Source organism: Streptomyces sp. Ncost-T10-10d, from assembly GCF_900091955.1.
Lineage (GTDB): Bacteria > Actinomycetota > Actinomycetes > Streptomycetales > Streptomycetaceae > Streptomyces.
Genome location: NZ_FMDF01000156.1, coordinates 33,110 through 52,793 on the forward strand (window position 1 = coordinate 33,110; position 19,684 = coordinate 52,793).

Genomic DNA, 19,684 nt, shown 5'->3' on the forward strand with positions numbered 1-19,684 from the left:
GCAGTGACGGCGCACCCCATCCGGGTCCTGGCCGATGCAGTCGGCCTCGCTGTGGCACTGTGGACGGTGCTGCAGGCCATCGGAGGCTGACGTGACCGTGCTTGTCTGGATCAATGAGGGCACCTGGCGGGCCGCGGTGGACGCCGCCCGCTCCCACGCCCGAGCCGGGGACGAGATCACCTTGCTGCACGTCACCGGCGACGACGTCGCCGAAGCAGCCCACGGCGCATTCGTCGGTCTGCTGGGCCGTGGCCACCGCGAGCGCGACCCCGGCGACCGAGTGGCGGCCCTGTCCGCGAGCGCGGCCGCCGAACTCATGGATGCCGCCGCCGACCGCCTGGGTCGGCCCGCGGTGCGCCTACAGGCCCACGGCCGCGCCGAAAGGGAGGTCGTCCGCGCTGCCGAGGGCGCGGGCCTGCTCATCTGCGCTCGCGACGGCGACCGGCACCGCCTGGGGCCCCGCAGCCTGGGCCCTGCGACGCGCTTCGTCGTCGACCACGCCCCTTGCCCGGTCCTGTTGGTCTGGCCGGAACCGCCGCCCGGCATCGATTCACTGCCACAGCAGCCCCACCCTTGACGGCTCGGCCTTCTCGTCCAGTGATCAGCCGACGAGACCTTGTCCACTGCCGAGGGCTTCATCCGGCTGCCCGGTTCACCGGGTGAGTCTCCCGCCGGAGCGCGGGCTCCGGTCACGGTCGGCAGTGCGGGATCGGGGGCGCACGCAGTGGTGCTGAGGTGCGGTGCAGCCCTGTCGGGTACAGGGTGAGGGCATGAGCCCGACCCCGCCGTTCGTGAGACACAGGTCTCGAAGACCCGGGGGCGATCGTCGACAACCCTATGGGGTGGGATGACGAGGAGCCGATGCCCAGCCATACGAGCTGAAAGCCCAACAGGCCCCAGGAATGCAGGGTCCGCTCCGACGTGTCCGGGGGCAACGGAACCGAGGAAGTGATCGTCATGGGACACGGTGGCAACGTGATCGCGGAACTGACGGCCGATCACCGTGAGGTGGAGGAGCTGTTCCAGCAGATCGAAGCACAGCCCGTCGGCCATCCGCAGCGACGGGACCTGGCCGACCGGCTGACCGCGGAACTGGTGCAGCACTCAGTGGCCGAGGAGATGCACCTGTACCCGACCGTACGCAAACGCGTCCGCAGCGGTGCGGAGCTGGCGGACAAAGAACTCGCCGAACACACCAGGATCGAGCGCATGCTCAAGGACCTCGAAGACCTGAACGCCGACGATCCGCAGTTCAACGACATCGTCGCGAAGCTGAAGCTCGAGTTCGCCGCCCACCTTCGCGAGGAGGAGAACGACCTCTTCCCGAAACTCGCAGCCACCTGCTCACCCGAGAAGCTGGACGAGCTGGGGCAACTGGTCCGCCGAGCCAAGGAAACCGCACCCACCCGCCCGCACCCCGCACTCCCCCACACCCCGCCCGCCAACAAGTTGATCGCGCCCGGCGCAGGGCTCGTGGACCGCGTACGGGACCTGCTGAGCGGCCGCAGGACCACGGGCTGAAGTCCCGTACTCACTGCGTTCCGACGACACGTACGGCCCGCTCGAAATAGTCGCGATCACATGCGCAGACCCTCCTGACCCGACCTCATCACCGTGAGCCCCTGGCCCCCATCAGTTCAGATGCGGCTGCCGGAGGCGGTGTCCGACGAGAGCCGTTGGGCGAGGTAGATCGGTATGACGGACAGCAGGACGAGCACGGCGGCGACGACGTTGACGACAGGAGCCTGTTGGGGGCGGGCCATGTTGGAGAAGATCCAGACGGGGAGGGTCTGGACGCCGGGTCCGGCGGTGAAGGTCGTCACGACGATCTCGTCGAAGGACAGAGCGAAGGCGAGCAGTCCGCCCGCTACCAGCGCGGAGCGCACCAGCGGGAAGGTGATGTCGAGGAACGTACGGAAGGTGTGGGCCCCGAGGTCCATGGCTGCCTCTTCGTACGATCCGGGCATCCGGCGCAGCCGGGCGATCACGTTGTTGAAGACGACCACGATGCAGAAGGTGGCGTGGCCGACGACCACCGTGAACATTCCGAGGCCCACGCCGAGCGGTTCGAGGACCGTTCGGAAGGCGGTGTTGAGCGCGACGCCGGTGACGATGCCCGGCAGTGCGATCGGCAGGACGACGACGAAGGAGATGGCCTCGCGTCCGAAGAACTTGTAGCGCTGGCAGGCGAAGGCGATGAGAGTGCCGAGGACCAGGGCGATCGCGGTCGCGCCGAGACCGGCCCTGACCGAGGTCCAGAGTGCGTCACGGGCGCCTGAGCTGTGCCAGGCGGCCACCCACCAGTCGAAGGTGAGACCGGGTGGCGGCCAGCCCGAACTTCTGTCCGGGTTGAGGGAGTTGACGAGGACCAGGAGCAGCGGGACGTAGATCACCGCGAAACCGAGCCCGGCGGCGATGCGCAGTGTGACGCGCGCGGGACGGGAGAGATTCATCGGGGGCCTTCGCTGTGCGTGATGCGGAGGAGAGGGAGAGGGGTCAGAGGCTGCTGAGGGCTCCGGTGCGGCGAACCGCGAGCAGATAGAGCACGATGATCACGACGGGCACGGTGCCGAGTGCGGCGGCCAGCGGCAGGTCCAGGGTGATGTTGGAGTAGATGAGGTTGCCGATGAGCTGCGTCTTGCCGCCGACGATCTGTACGGCGATGTAGTCGCCGAGGCTGAGCGAGAAGGTGAAGACCGAGCCGGCCGCGATGGACGGCAGAATCATCGGCAGCACCACGGAGCGGAAGGTCCGGCCGGTGCGGGCGCCGAGGTCTGCGGAGGCGTCCAGGAGGCCGGCCGGGAGTTGTTCGAGTCCGGCGTGGATGGGCAGGATCATGTACGGCAGCCACAGGTAGGTCAGCACCAGGACGGTCGCGGTCAGCCCGTAGCCGGGCCCCTCGAGTCCCAGTGGCTTCAGCGCCCAGTCGAGCAGGCCGCCCTGGGCGAGGATCAGCCGCCAGGCATAAGCCTTGACCAGGTAGCTGGCCCACAGCGGAGTGAGGATCGCCACGACGAGGAGCGGTCGCCACTTGGGGTTCGCGATGCGGGCGGTGTAGAACGCGATCGGGAAGGCGATCAGTGCACACAGCGCGGTGACTGCGAGGGCGACGCCGATGCTGCGCAGGGCGACCTGACGGTAGACGTCGGTGGTGAACAGTGCGGTGAAGTTGTCCGTGTTCCAGATCTTCACCACGTTGGAGGTGAAGGAGTCCGTGGTCCAGAAGGCGGAGAGGAACAGCACGGAGAGCGAGCCGAGGTAGGCCAGGACGAGCCAGGCCAGCGGTGCGGAGAGCAGCAGGGACAGCCGCAGCCGGGGGCGGCGGTGCAGGGTCCCGGCGAGCCGCCGGACGGGTCCGGCGGCAGGCGCGGTGGTGGTCATCGACAGGTAACCCTCAGCCCTTGATCCCGGTCCAGGCCTGGACCCACTTGGCGTACGGCACGCACTTGGTGTCCGTACGTCCGTCCACGCACTGCACGATGGGTGTGGTCCAGAAGTGGACGTTCCTCCAGTACGACTCGTCAGCGGCGTGATAGGTGGTGCAGTGGCTCTTGTCCGCGGTCAGCGTGCATGCCTTCGCATTGGACGGGGCCTCACCGAAGTACTCGGCGACCTGGGCGTTCACCTTCGGCGAGACGATCCAATTCATCCAGCTGTAGGCGCAGTTGGGATGCTTCGCCTTGGCGGAGATCATCCATGTGTCGGACCAGCCGGTGGCACCCTCCCGGGGAAGGACGGCTTCGACCGGGACCTTCTCGGCCTGGGCGGTGTTCAGGATCACCTGCCAGCTGGTGCCGACCACCGAGTCACCGCTCTTGAAGGCGGAGACCTCCTTCAGGTAGTCGCTCCAGTACTCGCCGACGTTGGCGTTCTGCTTCTTGAGCAGGTCGACGGCGGCGTCGAACTGCTCCTGGTCCAGGGCGTACGGGTCCTTGATGCCGAGGGACGGCTGGGTCTTCATCAGATACAGGGCGGCGTCCGCGATGTAGATCGGCGAGTCGTACGCCGTGACCTTCCCCTTGTACGCCGAGGACTTGTCGAAGACCACGGACCACGAGTCGGGCGCCGGGGAGACCGTCTTCGTGTTGTACATCAGCAGATTGGCACCGCGGCCGTGCGGGATGCCGTAGGAGACGCCCTTGACCGAGTTCCACTGCTGGTCCTTCAGCCCGGAGAAGACATCCTTGTAGTTGGGCACCAAATCGGTGTTGACGGGGGCGGCGTCACCGGAGGCGATCAGCCGCAGCGCCGCGTCACCGGAGGCGGAGACCGCGTCGTACTGACCGGTCTTCATCAGGCTGACCATCTCGTCGGAGGTGCCCGCGGTCTTGGTGTTGACCTGACAGCCGGTCTGCTTCTCGAAGTCGGTGACCCAGTCGACCTTCGGGTCGTTGGAGCCGTCCTCTGCGTATCCGGCCCACGCGATCAGGTTCACCTGCCCCTCCGTCTTGCCGAGGGTCTTCTGTGCGACGAGCTCGGGCGGAGTGAAGCCACTGCCGCCGGGTGACGTACCGGCGGTGTCCGACGAACCGCAGGCAGTGGCGAGGAGCAGGGCACCGAGCGCGGCCGCTGCTCGGGACGTTCGGTTCAGACGCACAGGGATCTCCACGGAAGAGGGGTAGGGCGGGGACGGGTCGTGCGGGTGGGCGCTCACCGGGCCTCAGGGACCCGGAAGTTGTGTCGTCGGTGCCACTGGAGCGTGACCCGGGAGCCACGGAAGGCGGCGACGTCCTCGGAGGAGGTCTCCAGGTTCTGCTGGAGGGCGGTGAGCCGGCCGCCTGCGTCGAGGTCCACCAGGAAACGGGTGGCGTCCCCCAGGTAGACGACCTCCGCCACGGTGCCGGTGGCAGTGGAGTGCTGTGCCTCGTCGGCGAGGGCGGACGCCCCCAGCACGCGGATCTTCTCCGGCCGGATGCTGTACGTTCCCCGGTCGCCCACGACCTGCTCCGCGGCGTCGTCGGTCAGCAGGTTCGACGTACCGACGAAGCCCGCGACGAACGGGGTGGCGGGACGTTCGTATATCTGGGCGGGGGTACCGATCTGTTCGACGCGGCCCTGGTTGAAGACCGCGATCCGGTCGCTCAGCGTCAGCGCTTCCTCCTGGTCGTGCGTGACGAAGACGAAGGTGATGCCGACCTCGCGCTGGATCGCCTTGAGTTCCACCTGCATCTGCTCACGCAGCTTGAGATCGAGGGCGCCCAGCGGCTCGTCGAGCAGCAGCACCTTCGGACGGCCGACCAGGGCGCGGGCCAGTGCCACGCGCTGGCGCTGGCCTCCGGAGAGCTGGGACGGGCGACGCGTGCCGAAGTCTGCCAGCCGCACGCCCGCCAGAGCCTCCCTGGCCTGTGCCATACGCTCGGCCTTGGGCACCTTGCGGACCTTGAGGCCGTAGGCGACGTTCTGCTCCAGGGTCATGTGCGGGAAGAGCGCATAGTCCTGGAAGACGGTGTGCACGTCGCGTTCGAAGGGTGCCAGACCGGTGACATCGGCCCCTGCGAGCTCGATGGTTCCGCTGGTGGGAGCCTCGAAGCCGGCGATCATCCGAAGCACCGTGGTCTTGCCGGAACCGGACGGCCCCAGCATCGAGAAGAACTCGCCGTCCGCTATCTCCAGGTCGACTCCGGCCACAGCCTCCGTCCGGCCGAAGGACTTGCGCAGGTTCTGCAGCCGGATGGCCATTCCCTCCATGGGCGGGAACCTTTCTGGTGCTGTCGGGAGTTGGCCGTAAACATATGAAGTCATAGTTCTAATTTCAATACCCCGCTAAGGTAAAGGCTGGGTCAACTGGCAAGGTGGTGAACGTGAACCGAGACAAATCCGGCGCCCGCAGAGCCGTCTTCACGCCCGTCGACACCCTGGCCCGCGTGGAGGCCGTCGTGCGGCGGCTCGGTGACGCCATCGACCTCGGGCTGCTCGCCGACGGAGAGCAACTGCCCGGCGAGACCGACCTCGCCGCCCAGCTCGGCGTCTCCACCGTGACCCTGCGGGAAGCTCTGATGGCACTGCGGCAGAGGGGTCTGGTCACCACCCGCAGGGGCCGTGGCGGTGGCACCTTCGTCACCGTGCCCGACGGTCCTGCGGAGGATCGGCTCCTTGCCCGCCTCTGCGACTGGAGCACCGAGGAACTCCGCGATCTCGCCGACCACTGGGCAGCCGTCTCAGGTGCCGCCGCCCGGCTCGCGGCCCAGCGCACCGAGCCCGGAGATCTGCAGCCACTGCACAGATCTCTGGGAGAGTTGGTGGACGCCGAGGACTCGGGGGCACGCAGCCGCATCTTCGGGCGCTTCCATGTCGAGCTGGCCGCGGCTGCCCAGTCCACCCGGCTGACCAGGGAGGAGGTCGCTCTCCAGACCGAGGTGGGGGCGCTTCTGCGCCTCGTACTCTGCGAGGACGGGCACCTCAAGGACATGGCGGATCGTCACCGCGCCGTAATCTCCGCCGTGCATGATGGGGCGGATGACCGTGCCAGGGCCCTGGCCGAACAATGCGTACAGGCATCCATGGCGCGCCTGATCGAACTCCGCCTCGGCTCTGGTGACGGTGCGCGCGGTCCCTGTCCGAAGGAGGGCCCCGATGGGCAGCAGTCCCCGTCTCGCAAGCGCCGGATCGGCAGTACTTGACGAGATGTCGGTCGCCGACGTGGCCGCCCGTGTGCGCGACGCGCTCGAAGGAGTCTTCGACGCTGTGGGCAGGACCGCCACGGACACGGGGGCGGTGCTCTCCTCGGCCGTCGCAGCCGGCCGTCGGCCGGTGTCGGCCGATCTGGCCGCGCTCCGCCCCGGCCTGAACGCCTGTCTCACCCGGTACGACCTGGTCTCGGGGCTCGGCTTCGTCGCGGCGCCAGGACTGCTCGACGACGTACCGGCGTGGCTGGAGTGGTGGCAGACCACCATGGACGGTTCCGTGCATCCGCTGTTGCTCGATCTGGACCCGGAGCACTCGGCGTACTCCGACTACACCCACTGGGACTGGTTCACCCTGCCCCGCGACACCGGACAACGCGCGGTCGCGGGACCGTACGTCGACTACCTCTGCTCCGACGAGTACAGCCTCACCCTCTCCGCACCGGTGACGATCGGGGGACGCTTCATGGGAGTGGCCGCTGCCGACGTCTACCTGCGGCACTTCGAAGCAGCCGTCATGCCCCTGCTCCAACGCCTGCCGGGAGCCGCCCGCCTGGTCAATGCGCGCGGCCGGGTCGCCGCCTCCACCGACCCCCATCACCTGGTCGGATCACTCACCAAGGACCCGGACTTCGCGGCGGTACTGGCCGGACCGCCATGCGGCGCCGAACACGGCGGGCGGCACCTGCGGCCCTGCGACGGCGTCCCCCTCATCCTGGTGACGGCGGAAACCCCGGCAAAACACCCCTGAGCCCCGATCTGCCGGAGGCCACGGATGCGCGCTCCGGCCCAGGCGCGGGCGGCCTGCGGGTCGGGGGCCCGGCGCCCGTCCGTCTTGCTGTCGGGGCCGGTTCTTCGGGTACGTACCGGCGGCTCGGCTCGACGATGGTGACGTCGCGGCCGGGAAGGCCGTCGCCGGCCTACGTAATTCGCTCCCGACGAAGCGGCTGCTACTGCTGTCGCAATCACGATGGCGGTCGAGCCCGGTCGGCGGGTACGGCATGCGGAGCCTGTACTACGACAGTCCTCAACTCCGGTTCTACTGGGAGAAGATCGAGGGTCTGAAGTTCCGCCGCAAGCTGGGCGTCCGGCACTACGGCAACCTCGACGGCGTCACCGACGAGTCGCCGGTGTGCGTGGAGATCAAGCAGCGCGTCAACCGGGTCACGCAGAAGCGCCGCATCACCCTTCCCTACTGCGTGGCACGGCAGTTGTGTAACGACCGGGTGATGGTAGGCCACTCGGCGAAGGAGAGCGCCTTCATCCAGGAGGTCCTCGAACTGGTCGTGCGACTCGACCCGCAGCCCACCGCCATCACCGGCTACCAGCGCGAGGCGCTTGCCGCGACCGGGACTTTCACTTCGGCACCCCCACTCCGGAGAACCGGTTCACGATCCCGCCGCACCTCTCCGTGATGGAGATCAAGGTGAACGAGCACACCCCGCACTGGATCACCGACCTGGCCGCGCGGCGCAGCCTCAGCCTCGTCCGGATCTCGAAGTACGTGCAGTCCATCGAGGCGTTCGGCCTGGCCCCGCGTTCGGTCTTCCACGTCAACGAGGCGGATTATCCGCCACCCACCCCCAATGAAGAGCAGCCTCTCCAGCAGCGGCCGACGCAGCACGATGCGTCGTTGACGGCATGAGCGAAGTGTCTTCGGTCTGCAGGAACTCAGCGGCACGTTCATCAGCGTCGCCGACGTCGTGGCGGCGACGGCGCTGTCGTTCATCCTGTCCACGCTGATCGGTTACGTGTACCGGTACACGCACCGCAACGTCCCCCACAGCCAGTCCTACGTGCAGACCCTGGTCATCGTCGGCATGATCGTCGCCTTGATCATGCTGGTGGTCGGCTCGAACCTGGCCCGCGCATTCTCGCTGGCCGGCGCCTTGGCCGTGGTCCGCTTCCGTAACGCGGTCAAGGAGACCAGGGACGTCGTTGCCATCCTGACGCTCGTCGGGCGCGGGGGCGCGTCGAGGCCGTCGGGTGCCCGCTCAATCCCGCACAGCTCGCAGCACGGCGACGCTGGACAGCTAGGCACGACAGGCACACCGCAGGCGGCAGCAGCAAGCTGGGACGCCAGAAGGCGTACCCGGACATCACCTGCAGGTGGCACAGTGGACCCACGTCGCGGCCACCCGCCTCACCCGCTTCCAGGCATCCGCCGGCGTGGTCAACGGCAACGTCGAGGGCTGGGCCCTGTACGCGGAACGCCTCATGGACGAACTCGGTTTCTTCCACGACCCGGCGCACCGCCTGGGCCACCTCCAGGCACAGATGCTGCGGACCATGCGACTCGTCGTCGACATCGGCGTCCACCTGCGCCTGCCCATCCCCGCCGACGCCCCGTACGGCCCAGGACAGCGCTGGACACCCGAAGTCGCCGGGAGCTTCCTTCGCGACAACCACCCCCGTCCGGGGGCCTTCGTCGACTCCGAAGTCGTCCGCTACCTGAGCCTCCCGGGCCAGGCGATCGGCTACAAACTCGGCGAACGCGCATGGCTCAGGGGCCGCGAGGCCGCCCGCGCCCGGCGGGGCGCGGGCTTCGACGCCAAGTCCTGGCACATGGCGGCCCTGTCCCAGGGCTCCCTCGGCCTGGACGACCTGGTGGAGGAACTGGCCCGCCTGTAGATCGCCCTGCTGCCCCTGGCAAGTGCCCAGGCCTCACTGATGCGTCCGCGGTGCGGGCGCTCGGGGGCTCCGTTGTCGCTGTGGAAGATCGCCCCGTGCAGGCCGTCGGCGCCGCGGGCCGCTGCGGCGGCCCTGAGTGCGTCGGTGACCAGCTCCGTGCGCATGTAGCCGGCGATCGACCAGCCCGCCAGCCGCTTCGAGTGCAGATCCAACACCGTTGCCAGACAGCGGAATTGGCCGCCTCCGATCGGGATACAGGTTATGTCGCCCACGTACTTGGTGTTCGGCGACCGGGCGGTGAAGTCGCGCCGCAGCAGGTCTGACACGCGAGCAAGCGCCAGGCGATCGCAGGCGCTGTGGCTGCGCGCTGGGCGAGGGGTCGAGGGCCGCGGTTCAAGAGCCTTTGGCCGCGAGCTGCGGAGGTGGATCGCCGCCGAGCAGGGCGATCAGTTGGGCGAGCAGCATGTCCAGTTCTCGGCCGACGTCGGCGATCTGCGGGTTGTCGTAGCTGGCGAACAGCAGACTGGGCTGGTCGACGGCGAGTTTGGTGTCGCCGTCCGGGTCGGCGTAGAGCAGGGTCCGCAGTGGTGCGTGCAGCATGACCGACGGGTCCCTGCAGAACATGCGTTCGGCGATGGTGTGGTTGCCCATCAGGTACTGCGTGGCCTTCCACACGGACGGCGACCCGGCCATGACGGCGGTGATGTCACTGCGGTAGTAGCGCATGAAGCCGTGCGGGGCGTTGATCTCCGCCAGCTCGAGCGTGGCCTGCCACGATGCCATTTGGAAGAAGCGGGCGAGATCGACCTCTGGTACGAGGGTTTCGTAGTGCTCGCGGGTGGCGTCGTACGGGTGCGGGAGTGCCACGACGAGCCGCCGGGCGGGGTGATCGATGGTGGCGTCATGAGTGGTCATGGCTGCGCCTGTTCGTCGCCGGAGCGAACCTGTTCGACGTCGTGGATGTCGAGGGTGATGGACGGCAGGTTGAGGTTGACGCTGTTGTCGGGGTTGCGGCGGAATACTCGGCGGCGCGTGGCCAGGAGCAATCCGCCGAACGTCTGGTAGCGGCTGGTGTAGTGGCCTACGAGGGTGCTGCCGTTGACTTCGGTGATGTAGTCCATGCGGCGTTGCATTCCGAAGGTATCGAAGTAGAACACCTGGTCCGGGTTGTGCGTGGCGATCCGGGGTGGGAGGCGCACCTGCAGGCGTCGCCAGGTCTGGCCGGCTGCGCCACGGTTCGATTTCCCGGGCCCGCACATCTGGACAGGTGAACAGGAACGGCGTTGTGAAGTAGTTCCAGCACGCGTAGCCGAGGAAGTAGCCGAGGTGAAGGGCGTCCCAGGGAGTGTTGCGCAGCATTCCTTTGAAGCATGCACGTGCGGGGGTGAGGGTCTCGACCGGTTCGCCGTCGAGTGTCTGCATGGTGACGCTGTCGGTGGCGGCGTCGAAGACCATCCGCTGGTCGGGGCGGGTGAACGGGCTGAACACGATGTGCTCCCTGACCGTGTCCAGTGTCAGGATCTGGTCGAACGTCCTGTCCGGGGGCCAGCCCTTCATCGCCCAGATCGGGCCGCCGATGGAGATGTCGATTTTCAGGCCACGCAGGGTGTTCCAGAGTTCTTGGCCGCCGGTTGTGGCGATTGCCAGATCGAGGAGTCCGTCACTCATGGCAGGTCCTTTCCGCGGCCGTTTCCGCGTGGGAACTCGATCTGGTGCCCGGAGCCCGTTGGCGGCGGGACCCGCAGACCGTGGCCGGTGCCCGCGGTGGCCAACCCACGACGTAGGACGCTTCACGACGCTTCGGACGAAATGGTTTCAGCGAGTGAACAGGTCCTCGTTCTTACGGACGAAGTCGGCTATCCCTGACGGGGGCCGCCCGGTGACCTGCTCCACACCGTCCGCCTTGCGGTCGTAACGATTCTCCGCGTGAAGGCGGGCCATGGTGGAGATGTGCTGGAAGACGTGGTCCGGCAGCCCCATCGGCGTGAGGTCGTTGTCTATCCATTCCTGCAGTGGGACGTCGGTGTAGCTGACCGGTCGGCCCAGGGCTGAAGAAAACTCCGCGGCCATGGCGGTCATGTCCTGTGAGCGGGGGCCGGTCAGTTCGTAGGTCCGGCCGATGTGTGCGGCCGGGTCGGCCAGGATCTCCTCCACGACCGCGGCGACATCACCGGCCGCCACCGGTGAGGTCTTCGCCTGACCGAGGGGCAGTCTGATGGTGCCGTCCTTGGCGATCGAGGAGAAGCCGACGCGGAAGAGCGGGTTCTCCATGAACACCGTGGGCCTGATCTGGACCACGGGCAGCCCTGACCAGTCGAGAACCTGCTCGACCAGCCACTGCTGTCGCTGCTGATTCGATTCGAAGGTGCTGGTGAGGTCCATCTGGGCAACAGTCAGCTGCGACATATTGACGAACACTTCCAGGTGCCCGTACACGCGCCCGACGGCCGCTGCCGTCACGGCAGCCTCCAGATACTGCGCCGACACTCCCATACCGAAGTACATGCGCCCGCAGCCGGTCAGGGCGTCGGCGACGTCGCCCGCATGCGTCAGGTCTCCGACGACGACCTCGGCGCCCGTCGCGCGCAGCGCCTGCGCGCGTTCGTCATCGCTACGCACCATGGCCCGGACGGGCAGGCCCCGTCGCCGAAGGCCTTCGACCACGGATCGCCCGACGGCGCCGACTCTGCCCGCAGCGCCGGTCACCAAAATGGGCAGCACGCTGGCTTCTGGGGTGCGGTCCATAGGGGCAGCGTGCAGCGCCCACGACCATGGTGCAACCGGAGCCTGTCGCCCCTGGGCGACAGCGGAATGCGGGGCATGTGGTCATCGGTCGGTCGGTCGGCGCAGTGCGTAGGCTTCGCTCTCGGACACGGTTCAGCTCGTCCAGGAAGGGGCCCGCCACCTGGTGGTCGCCGGTCACGGTCGCCAGGGCACTCGGGCCGTGGCCGAGGCCGTGAAGTCATGCACCGTCGACTCCACTGTGGCAGCCGGCCGGGAACCGTCGGTTGCCGGTGTCACGGTGATCTGTCCCTGCTCGCGGTCGGGCATCCACCCGCCACCGCCGGGTCCGGTCAGCGTCAGCCGGATGGGCTTGGCCCGGCGGGCGACGAAGCCCGGCTGCATGTTCGGCAGGCCGGTCGGGAGCCATCCCACGGCGGGACGCAACCGGGTCGCGTCCGGTTGGGGCAGCTGACGCCGCAGTGGGCCGCGGGGAGCCTGAATCTCGTCGAGACAGGCATCCCGGGCCCTGATCGGCGCGATGTTCGGCAAGCGCGAGGGAGAGACTCGTCTCCCACGACGACCGGCACACCACTCCGGCCGACCGCCGTAGATAAAGCGTCCTGGTCCTAATCCACGCGGCCTCTGACCGCCACTGGCGCACCCCACACATCACCCGCCACCTCGGCGACATCACCCTGGGCACCATGCACCCACAACTCTCCCGATGGGCCCACCAAGGACTCGTCGCAACGCCGGCCCCGCCACCTGCACCAGGGTGAACACCCCACCAAACCCCTTGTCACCAGCCTGCGCTCCTCGTGGACGGCTTGGCGTAGGCAACAGACATGATGAATAGTAACTTTATGGACATATGGGGCACATTGGACGATATACTCGTACACCAGACCGAGCCGTACAACGCCGAATCGCCTCCCGGCGCCCTCGCAAGTCAGATCACCCCCCTGGACAGCTTCTACAGTCGCAACCACGCGCCGATTCCCCGCATCGCCCCGGAGGGCTGGCGGCTGCGAGTGGACGGTCTGGTCGATCGCCCACTTGACCTGTCGATGGACGAACTGCGGCGTCACTTCCCCGAGCGGAGCGTGGTGGCAACACTGCAATGCGCGGGCAATCGCCGCGCGGACCTCATCGAGATCCGCGACATACCCGGCCAGGTCTCCTGGGGCCCCGGAGCCATCTCCACCGCGTGCTGGAGTGGGGCAAGCCTGGCGGATGTGCTGGCCGAGGCCGGAGTGCAGCCGGAGGCGGCCCACATCGCCTTCACCGGTGCCGACGTGTCACAGCAGGCCAAGCCACCGCAACCCTTCGGCGGCTCGATACCAGTGGCGAAGGCAACCTCCAGCGAGGTGCTGCTGGCCTGGGCCATGAACGGTCAGACACTGCCCACCGCGCACGGCGCGCCGCTGCGCGTGGTCGTCCCCGGCTGGATCGGCGCCCGCAGTGTCAAGTGGCTCAAGCGCATCACCGCTCAGGCCGAACCGTCCGACAACTACTTCCAGATCGAATACAGCATCCTGCCCGCCGAAGCCGACCCTCACCAGGTCAAGCAGGCGGACGGCATCACCCTCGGCCCGATCGCCATCCACTGCGCCATCCTGCACCCCGGCAAAGACGCCCAGTTGCCGTCCGGGCCGACCGAGGTCACCGGCTTCGCCTTCGCCGGGGACGACAGAACCGTGGAACGCGTGGATGTCTCCGCTGACCACGGCGTCACCTGGACCCACGCCGACCTGGACCCGCCGGAGAACCCCTGGACGTGGCAGCACTGGCGCACCACGCTTACCCTGCCCCCGGGCGAGGCCGAGCTCATCGCCCGTGCCTGGGACTCCACGGCAGCCGTGCAGCCTGAGTCCCCGGCGACCGTCTGGAACCCCAGGGGGTACGCCAACAACGCCGCGGCCCGCCTGCACGTCACATGCCGTCCCTGAACCGGACGCTTGGGTCGAAGGATTCGGCGTTGACACAGCGCCACATCCAAACTGACGTGGATGCCGACGAGTTGGACGGCCTGACGGCGCCGTCACCGCCTGCTCGACCGTGGCGTTCTGCCGGTGCTGGAGCTCGGCGTGGTGCATTTCGAAGGGGCCGTCGATGACGACCGGGTGGAAGCGCCAGGCGGTGAACAGCTCGCCCCGAGCGGAGGCGACTTCTGCGTTGAGGCGGGCGGATGCCACCGGGGGCCGGATCGCGCCTGCACGGTCAACTCAGCTCGGTCATGCTGAGATTCTGAGGGACACCAGCGGACACTCGTGAGCTCAGTGGCCGCCCATGCCATCGGCCTGACTGCTTGCCCCGCTGTCTGCTGAGTCCCTTTCCCCCTGATCGGCGGTGCCGAAGACGTAGACGTCTTTGTACGCGCAGAGAATGAGTCGTCCGTCGGGCGCGAACTCCAGGGCGTTGATCCCAACCTGGTCGGGCACGGTGAACATATCGACAGCGGGGTCGGGGGAAGCCGGCGGCCACACCTTGCCATCCGTCTCCCAGACCGTCACCTGTCCAGCGCTGTTGCCGGTCGCCAGCAGCAGGCGACCCTTGACGATCCGCCCCGTGAGTGTCCTGATCCCAGGCTCCTGCTCACCGAGGACAATGTCCGTGAGACCGTCCCAGGCTCTGACAGTGCCGTCATCGCATGCAATCAGAGCGACGGAACGCTCGCCGGGGCGGACGCAGGCCACTGCCGTCGCCGTCCACATGCCGCGCAAGGTCTTGCCGGGGTCGTTCGTGCCGAGACGCCACAGTCCTACGGATCCGTCCGATCGGACGGCGGCTACGTCCAGCGGGCCCCCTTGGGGCGCGCAGGCCAAGGCCGTCACCGGACCGACGGCTCTGGTCAGGTCGTGCAGCGAAGTGCCGCTGATCATGTCCCATACCTGGAGGCGGTGCGCGTAGTCCACCATCACTGCGACGGGACGGCCTTTGTCGTGACCGACCGCAACCGCCATACCCCAACGAGGTCGCTGCCGGTCCATTGTGGTGCCGCTCGTCAGGTCCCACACTTCGGCCGGCCGGTTAGCTGCACGGGTCAGAGCTAGGGTACGGCCGTCGACCGTAGCGGAGACGACTCCCGTGAAACCTGAGACTTCATCGGTAATGGGGGGCAGGGCGAGAGCCCCGGTATCCATCCGCCAGATCCGTATGGTCGTGTCGCTCCCTGCTGTCACCACGACCGGCTGGCTCCGGTGACTTGCGCAGGCAGCGGCGACAGCGGCCCGGGTGTGGCCGTCGTTCGACGTCCCAGGCGGCGGGGTGAGGTCACATACCTGTACGGATCCGTCGGTCGTGCCAAGGACGGCGGTGGCGGCGCCGTCACGGGAGACGTAGGTGTGCAGTGAGGTGAACGACCGCTGCAGACCGGAAGGGCTTGAGGTCGTGGCCTCGGCCGGTTGCCGGGGCGCTGATGAGGCGACGAGACGGCGGCTCTCCAGATCGAGCATGTGCACTGAGCCGTCCACGCAGGCCAGAACGGCGGTGGGTCGACCGCCCGGCGTGGTGCAGGAGACGGCGGTCGCTGGAGACGGCAGGACGAGCGCGTCCACTTCGCGTGGCGCGCGCAGACGTCGCAGGGACCAGATGCGAACGGCGTTTCGGTCGGCGGTGACGGCAACTGGAACCCCGTGCAGGACAGCACAGCCGACTGCATCCAGTGGCGGAAGGCGCGGATCGGCCGGGGAGGCCGCGGTCTTCCCACGGGCCAGGTCCCAGATGTGCAGGGAGCCGTGGTGGCCGCCGGCGACGACCACTTCCCGGCCCCGTCGCCCGACCTTGTCGGCTGCGTCAAGGTCCGCGTCCACGGTGACCGTCGCCAGGCCGCCGGGGCAGCCGTCCGGCAGGAGAAGCCGGTGCGGCAGTGCGGTCGCGTTCGCGAGATCCCATACCTGCTGGACGCCGTCCTCGGTAGCGCTCACCGCGATCCTGCGGCCCCCCAGGTCGAGCGTGACGAGGTGTGTCACCGGCGAGGAATCTACGGGGGCAAGGCGGCTGGCTTCCCTTGTGCGTGCGGTGGTGAGGTCGTGGACGTGCACGGCACCGGTAGCGGTGCCAGTTATGAGGAGGTCGTGACCAGCGGAGGTAGTAGTGGTCAGCGAGGTGAAGGCTGTGCTGCAGGCGGGGGTGGGCAGGTCGACCGGGCGCCCGGTCGCCATGGCCCATGCGCGGAGCATTCCGCCGTCGACTGCGACGACAATGTCTCCTCCGATGCGGCTGGCTGCGGTGATCGGTCCCAGGCCGTCGGCGAGGCGTTGCACGGAGAGGGTGGAACGGGAGCTGCCTGCCGCTGCCCACAGGGGACGCCATCGGCCTGCCCGGCCCCCGGTGTTCAGCTGGTCGAGCAGGGCGGTGTGCCGGTGCCGGGCGGCATCGCAGGCGAGGATGTGACGGCGGTCCTCGGGGCTCGTCCGCCGGTGCAGGTCCAGATGGTCACGGTAGACGCCGGCGGCCGACCGGGCTTCGTCGGTGCGCAGCCCGTGCAGCAGGGGCGCCAGTCCTGAGGGGTGCGCATGGATCAGGAACTCGCCGTCGGTGACCAGTTCGTCGAGGCGTCCGGCCGCGGCGGCCTTGGCGGGCAGGTGACGCAGGACGTACGCGTCGGCCTCACGCCACGACAGGGTTCCGTCGGTCGCACGGGGGACGGTGCCCCGAAGTCGCCGGTACCAGCGGTCCTCGGCCTCCCGAGGTGAGTCGTGGCGGCGCAGGTCGTCGGCGAGTGCCTGGTGGTAGAGCCGGTAGACCGAGCGCCCGTCCTCATCGAGGGTTTCGACGAGATAGGGGCCTACGGCGTCGTTGCGCAGGAGGTTGAGGAGCCGCTCGGCAGTAGGTCCGGTCTGGTGCGGGTGGGGTGCCGCGAGAGCTGCCCAGATATGTGGGAGAGGCATGCCCTGACCCTCGGCATACGCCAGAGGCAGCAGTAGCGACCTGACCTCCGCCGCCTCCGAGAGGGTGAGCTGCTGTGTGAGGGCCCAGCGGAAGGCCCGGCCGATCGCGGTCGCGGGGCTGTCCGATGGGTCGGGTGCAGGAAGGCTGAGCGGCGAAGTGCTGAGGCCGGCCGTGGCATTGGCCGTGGCGCGGGCAACGAGACGAGCCACCAGATAGAGGGGGTGAGCAGCTAGGGCGATCTCGCCGGCGGCGCGGGCGACGAAGAAGTCGGGCAGGTTCCTGCCGCTGTTGGGGCCGAGCGGCGCTCGCAGCAGGTGCTCGGAGTAGGTTACGAGGTCTTCGATATCGGTCCAGTCAGGTTCCGCGAGATCCATGATTCGTGCCTGCGGTGCCCTCCATGCGAGGGCGCCCACGATATGAGGCCTGGTGCCGATCAGGAGGCGCAGCCGGGGGAATGCGTCCGCCAGGTCGGCGAGGAACCGGGCGATGTGGCGCTCTTCGTCATGGGCGACACCCGACTCGTCGAGCGCGTCGACCACGAAGGTGGCGAAGGAGTCCAGAGAGGCGAGACGTTCCCGTAGGCCGGACACGGTCGGCTCCGGGGCTCCGACTGCGGCGGCGAGGGCGGCGACGACCTGGTCCAGGGTCAGGGCCCGCGCATGTAGGGCGACCGTGATGGCTCCGGTCGGCGGTTGCGTACCCGGTGCGACGGTGCCGGCGGGGATGGTGTCACGTGTGCCCTCGTCGGACAGGGCGACGAGTCGGCCAAGAACTGCTGACTTGCCTACGCCGGGCGGGCCGGTCACGACGAAGACTCGGGCGTCGTGGTCGTTCTGGCCTCGAAGCCAGCCGGCGAGCCGGCGCAGGGCTCGGGCCCGGCCTGTGAAGTAGTGGCCAATCTCCGTGGCTGTCTGCCGGCCAGTGCCCCGTGGGGAGAAGTGCTCACTCAGGTCGGCGTAGCGGCGGCGCTGTTCAGCGATCTCGAAGGCAGAGGCGGCGCCCAGGCTGCGTACGAAGTGGCGCTGTTCGGCGATATCGAGTTCGCGTCCGGCCAGGCGTAGTTCGGGTACGTAGTAGGGGTTGGGGAAGAACCCGGTCGCCGGGTCGCCTTGGATGGTGTCGTCGAACAGCTGCGCCCAGTCCGCCTTCTGGTCGACTTCACGCCGCCGGAACTCCGCGTTGAGCGCGGCAACGAGTTCGGGCAGCGAGATGTGGCTGGCGTGATGGCCGAGCCGGGCCTCGTCAGTGAGGACGTGGGCGAGTGCAGCGCTGAACGCGCCGTCGTGTGCCTCCTCGGTGATCCGTGCGGCGCTGAGTACCCCGAAGGACTTCAGGAAGCGATGATCTGCGCCTGGTGCGTGGGCGAGCGTGAGCTTGGCTCGTACAGCCTGGTCCATTGCGTCCACCGCGCCGCGGCCGGCATAGCAAGCGTCGATGACGAGCAGCAGGCGTTGGACACCCTTGAGGGCTGGGAGTTCCACGAGTTGGTGGGCGGCTAGCGCGCTGAGGCGGACCTCGGCCGGCCCCGGCTCGGAGTCGGAGCACATCAGGTAGTGGGCCGGGCCCTCCTCCTGGCCGTGGCCGCTGTAGTAGACGAGAAGCGTGTCGCCGTCCTGGAAGTCGTTGGTGAGCCAGCGCAGCAAAGGCCGCAGGACGTCGTCGGGGGCAGGGGGGTCCAGCTTTCCGTCGGGGAAGACGGGCATCGGTTCGTATCCGATGCCGGCGAGGGATCTGAGGATGCTCGGCAGGTCCTCGGCCACGCCGGGCAACGTGGTCAGTTCCTCGTGCGTGTAGTGCGCGGCGCCGAAGGCCAGCGCGTACCGTTTCGGCGTCGCCTCTCCCATTAGCCCGCCGCGAGCCCCTCGCCGATCGCCGCTCCGGACTCCCTGGCGGTCAGATGGCGCAGCAGGTCGTGGACCTTCCATCCGTTGTCGACAGGCACGTCCCGGAGCACGGGACGGCCGGCGCCGACGGCGGCGTCGGTAGCCTGGCCCGCTGCGGTCGCGTGGCTGGTGGGGAGAGGGCTGGGGGGCCGAGGACTGAACAGGTCGGCCAGCTCCTTCACCGACGCAACCACATCGTGCCGGTCGGCGAGATTGGTCCAGCGTTCCAGGCCGCCCGGCCACTGCCCGCGCCCTGCGGCCGGCGCCGGGCGCAGCCGGTCGAAAACGAGCGAGGGCATGCCGAGCGGAGAGCCCATGGTCACCAAGGTGCGGACAGGCCACTCGGGGTGCGTGCACAGGGTTTCGTACGCGATGACCGAGCCGAGCGAGTGGCCGACGAGCACGGTCGTGTCGGGGCCGATGCGGGCACCGATGGCCTCGGCGGCACGGGCCCGCACAGCGTCCTCGGTGAAGTAGCGGCGCACCTGGCGCAGGACACCCAGAAGGAACCGCTCAGCCACCGGCCCGGGCAGGAACGGCGAACGCAGCAGGGCGTTCATGGCGCGCTGGAGCGTGCGCGGGGTGGGGGCCTTCGTCGGGTCGGAATCCGCTTTCGTGGGGTCCGGTGCGGCAGCCGCTGCCCAGGCTTCGAGAAGGGCCTTCTCGTACGGGTCGGCAAGGTCGGCGGCGCTACGTGGCGCGGGTTGCGCGCCTTTGGTGCCGGGGGTACGGAAGACGTCTCCGTAGAAAGCTACGTCGACGTCTTCCGGCGCCGGGGCGGGGCCACCGATGTCCCCGGCGGCAACGGCAATCTCTACTCCGTCGGCGAGTGCGGCGCCGATGGGGTCCCGCAAGGACCGTCGCCCCAGGTACTCCTGTCCGATTCCGTGCACCACCACGACACGCGCCATGCGGCCCCCTCGATCGTCT

The 19,684-nt window shown here is 68.5% G+C and carries 16 protein-coding genes and 3 pseudogenes; 7 read left to right on the forward strand and 12 right to left on the reverse strand.

Annotated elements, in window-relative coordinates; translation table 11 throughout:
• Nucleotides 1-91 precede the first annotated feature (91 nt).
• Together GA0115254_RS27860 and GA0115254_RS27865 are read left to right on the forward strand one after the other, a co-directional pair.
• Entirely contained in the window at nt 92-577 is a 486-nt protein-coding gene (locus tag GA0115254_RS27860; RefSeq protein ID WP_093898050.1) for a universal stress protein, read from the forward strand.
• Nucleotides 578-957: 380 nt separating this feature from the next.
• A complete protein-coding gene (locus GA0115254_RS27865) occupies nt 958-1,521 on the forward strand; it encodes a hemerythrin domain-containing protein (RefSeq protein ID WP_093898073.1) in 564 nt (187 codons plus the stop codon).
• Between the two features lie 116 nt (nt 1,522-1,637).
• Here the strand turns inward: GA0115254_RS27865 and GA0115254_RS27870 are convergent, their stop codons facing one another.
• From GA0115254_RS27870 to GA0115254_RS27885, 4 genes are read right to left on the reverse strand one after another with little or no spacing between them, the layout of a single operon-like run.
• Nucleotides 1,638-2,453, reverse strand: coding sequence for an ABC transporter permease (locus GA0115254_RS27870; RefSeq protein WP_093898051.1), 816 nt, complete (start codon nt 2,451-2,453; stop codon nt 1,638-1,640).
• A 43-nt stretch (nt 2,454-2,496) separates the two neighbouring features.
• Entirely contained in the window at nt 2,497-3,381 is an 885-nt protein-coding gene (locus GA0115254_RS27875) for an ABC transporter permease (protein ID WP_093898052.1), read from the reverse strand.
• A gap of 13 nt (nt 3,382-3,394) precedes the next feature.
• A complete protein-coding gene (locus tag GA0115254_RS27880; protein ID WP_256102811.1) occupies nt 3,395-4,597 on the reverse strand; it encodes an ABC transporter substrate-binding protein in 1,203 nt (400 codons plus the stop codon).
• Nucleotides 4,598-4,650: 53 nt separating this feature from the next.
• The gene (locus GA0115254_RS27885; protein ID WP_093898054.1) at nt 4,651-5,688 is read right to left on the reverse strand and encodes an ABC transporter ATP-binding protein; all 1,038 of its coding nucleotides are present in this window, start codon (nt 5,686-5,688) and stop codon (nt 4,651-4,653) included.
• A 107-nt stretch (nt 5,689-5,795) separates the two neighbouring features.
• On the opposite strand from GA0115254_RS27885, the gene GA0115254_RS27890 reads away from it, so the two are divergent.
• From GA0115254_RS27890 to GA0115254_RS27900, 3 genes and pseudogenes are all read left to right on the forward strand, one after another.
• Entirely contained in the window at nt 5,796-6,620 is an 825-nt protein-coding gene (locus tag GA0115254_RS27890; RefSeq protein WP_370740955.1) for a FadR/GntR family transcriptional regulator, read from the forward strand.
• Entirely contained in the window at nt 6,574-7,374 is an 801-nt protein-coding gene (locus GA0115254_RS27895) for a cache domain-containing protein (protein WP_256102812.1), read from the forward strand. The genes GA0115254_RS27890 and GA0115254_RS27895 overlap by 47 nt, the downstream gene beginning before the upstream one ends.
• A 229-nt stretch (nt 7,375-7,603) precedes the next feature.
• Nucleotides 7,604-8,268: pseudogene (locus tag GA0115254_RS27900) on the forward strand (VTC domain-containing protein); the annotation flags it as partial.
• Between the two features lie 147 nt (nt 8,269-8,415).
• On the opposite strand, the gene GA0115254_RS44740 reads toward GA0115254_RS27900, so the two are convergent.
• Nucleotides 8,416-8,568, reverse strand: a complete 153-nt coding sequence (locus tag GA0115254_RS44740; RefSeq protein ID WP_176740317.1) for a hypothetical protein — start codon at nt 8,566-8,568, stop codon at nt 8,416-8,418.
• Between the two features lie 137 nt (nt 8,569-8,705).
• Here GA0115254_RS44740 and GA0115254_RS27905 point away from each other — a divergent pair.
• Nucleotides 8,706-9,254 (forward strand): annotated as a pseudogene (locus tag GA0115254_RS27905) (DUF885 family protein); the annotation flags it as partial.
• A 65-nt stretch (nt 9,255-9,319) separates the two neighbouring features.
• Here the strand turns inward: GA0115254_RS27905 and GA0115254_RS27910 are convergent.
• The 5 genes and pseudogenes from GA0115254_RS27910 to GA0115254_RS27930 form a co-directional block, all read right to left on the reverse strand.
• Nucleotides 9,320-9,586: pseudogene (locus GA0115254_RS27910) on the reverse strand (DDE-type integrase/transposase/recombinase); the annotation flags it as partial.
• 61 nt (nt 9,587-9,647) lie between these two features.
• Entirely contained in the window at nt 9,648-10,169 is a 522-nt protein-coding gene (locus GA0115254_RS27915) for a hypothetical protein (protein ID WP_256102813.1), read from the reverse strand.
• Nucleotides 10,166-10,453: a hypothetical protein gene (locus GA0115254_RS27920; protein WP_093898057.1), complete on the reverse strand. Its 288-nt coding sequence runs from the start codon at nt 10,451-10,453 to the stop codon at nt 10,166-10,168. Before GA0115254_RS27920 ends, GA0115254_RS27915 begins: the two co-directional genes overlap by 4 nt.
• Nucleotides 10,454-11,069: 616 nt before the next feature.
• A complete protein-coding gene (locus GA0115254_RS27925) occupies nt 11,070-11,999 on the reverse strand; it encodes an NmrA family NAD(P)-binding protein (RefSeq protein WP_093898058.1) in 930 nt (309 codons plus the stop codon).
• Between the two features lie 174 nt (nt 12,000-12,173).
• A complete protein-coding gene (locus GA0115254_RS27930) occupies nt 12,174-12,410 on the reverse strand; it encodes a hypothetical protein (RefSeq protein WP_141720917.1) in 237 nt (78 codons plus the stop codon).
• 449 nt (nt 12,411-12,859) lie between these two features.
• On the opposite strand from GA0115254_RS27930, the gene GA0115254_RS27935 reads away from it, so the two are divergent.
• The gene (locus GA0115254_RS27935; RefSeq protein ID WP_256102814.1) at nt 12,860-13,927 is read left to right on the forward strand and encodes a sulfite oxidase; all 1,068 of its coding nucleotides are present in this window, start codon (nt 12,860-12,862) and stop codon (nt 13,925-13,927) included.
• Between the two features lie 327 nt (nt 13,928-14,254).
• Here the strand turns inward: GA0115254_RS27935 and GA0115254_RS27940 are convergent, their stop codons facing one another.
• Nucleotides 14,255-18,715: a caspase family protein gene (locus GA0115254_RS27940; RefSeq protein ID WP_176740319.1), complete on the reverse strand. Its 4,461-nt coding sequence runs from the start codon at nt 18,713-18,715 to the stop codon at nt 14,255-14,257.
• Nucleotides 18,715-19,665 (reverse strand): alpha/beta hydrolase family protein, encoded by a 951-nt coding sequence (locus GA0115254_RS27945; protein WP_093898061.1) that lies wholly within the window; start codon nt 19,663-19,665, stop codon nt 18,715-18,717. Before GA0115254_RS27945 ends, GA0115254_RS27940 begins: the two co-directional genes overlap by 1 nt.
• Nucleotides 19,666-19,684 lie beyond the last annotated feature (19 nt).

Excerpts from the sequence above, each read along its gene's own strand:
- GA0115254_RS27945 (WP_093898061.1), bottom strand. The coding sequence starts at position 19,665 with ATGGCGCGTGTCGTGGTGGTGCACGGAATCGGACAGGAGTACCTGGGG.
- GA0115254_RS27895 (WP_256102812.1), top strand. The coding sequence starts at position 6,574 with ATGGGCAGCAGTCCCCGTCTCGCAAGCGCCGGATCGGCAGTACTTGAC.
- GA0115254_RS27865 (WP_093898073.1), top strand. The coding sequence starts at position 958 with ATGGGACACGGTGGCAACGTGATCGCGGAACTGACGGCCGATCACCGT.
- GA0115254_RS27915 (WP_256102813.1), bottom strand. The coding sequence starts at position 10,169 with ATGACCACTCATGACGCCACCATCGATCACCCCGCCCGGCGGCTCGTC.
- GA0115254_RS27870 (WP_093898051.1), bottom strand. The coding sequence starts at position 2,453 with ATGAATCTCTCCCGTCCCGCGCGCGTCACACTGCGCATCGCCGCCGGG.
- GA0115254_RS27885 (WP_093898054.1), bottom strand. The coding sequence starts at position 5,688 with ATGGAGGGAATGGCCATCCGGCTGCAGAACCTGCGCAAGTCCTTCGGC.
- GA0115254_RS27940 (WP_176740319.1), bottom strand. The coding sequence starts at position 18,715 with ATGGGAGAGGCGACGCCGAAACGGTACGCGCTGGCCTTCGGCGCCGCG.
- GA0115254_RS44740 (WP_176740317.1), bottom strand. The coding sequence starts at position 8,568 with ATGGCAACGACGTCCCTGGTCTCCTTGACCGCGTTACGGAAGCGGACC.
- GA0115254_RS27925 (WP_093898058.1), bottom strand. The coding sequence starts at position 11,999 with ATGGACCGCACCCCAGAAGCCAGCGTGCTGCCCATTTTGGTGACCGGC.
- GA0115254_RS27875 (WP_093898052.1), bottom strand. The coding sequence starts at position 3,381 with ATGACCACCACCGCGCCTGCCGCCGGACCCGTCCGGCGGCTCGCCGGG.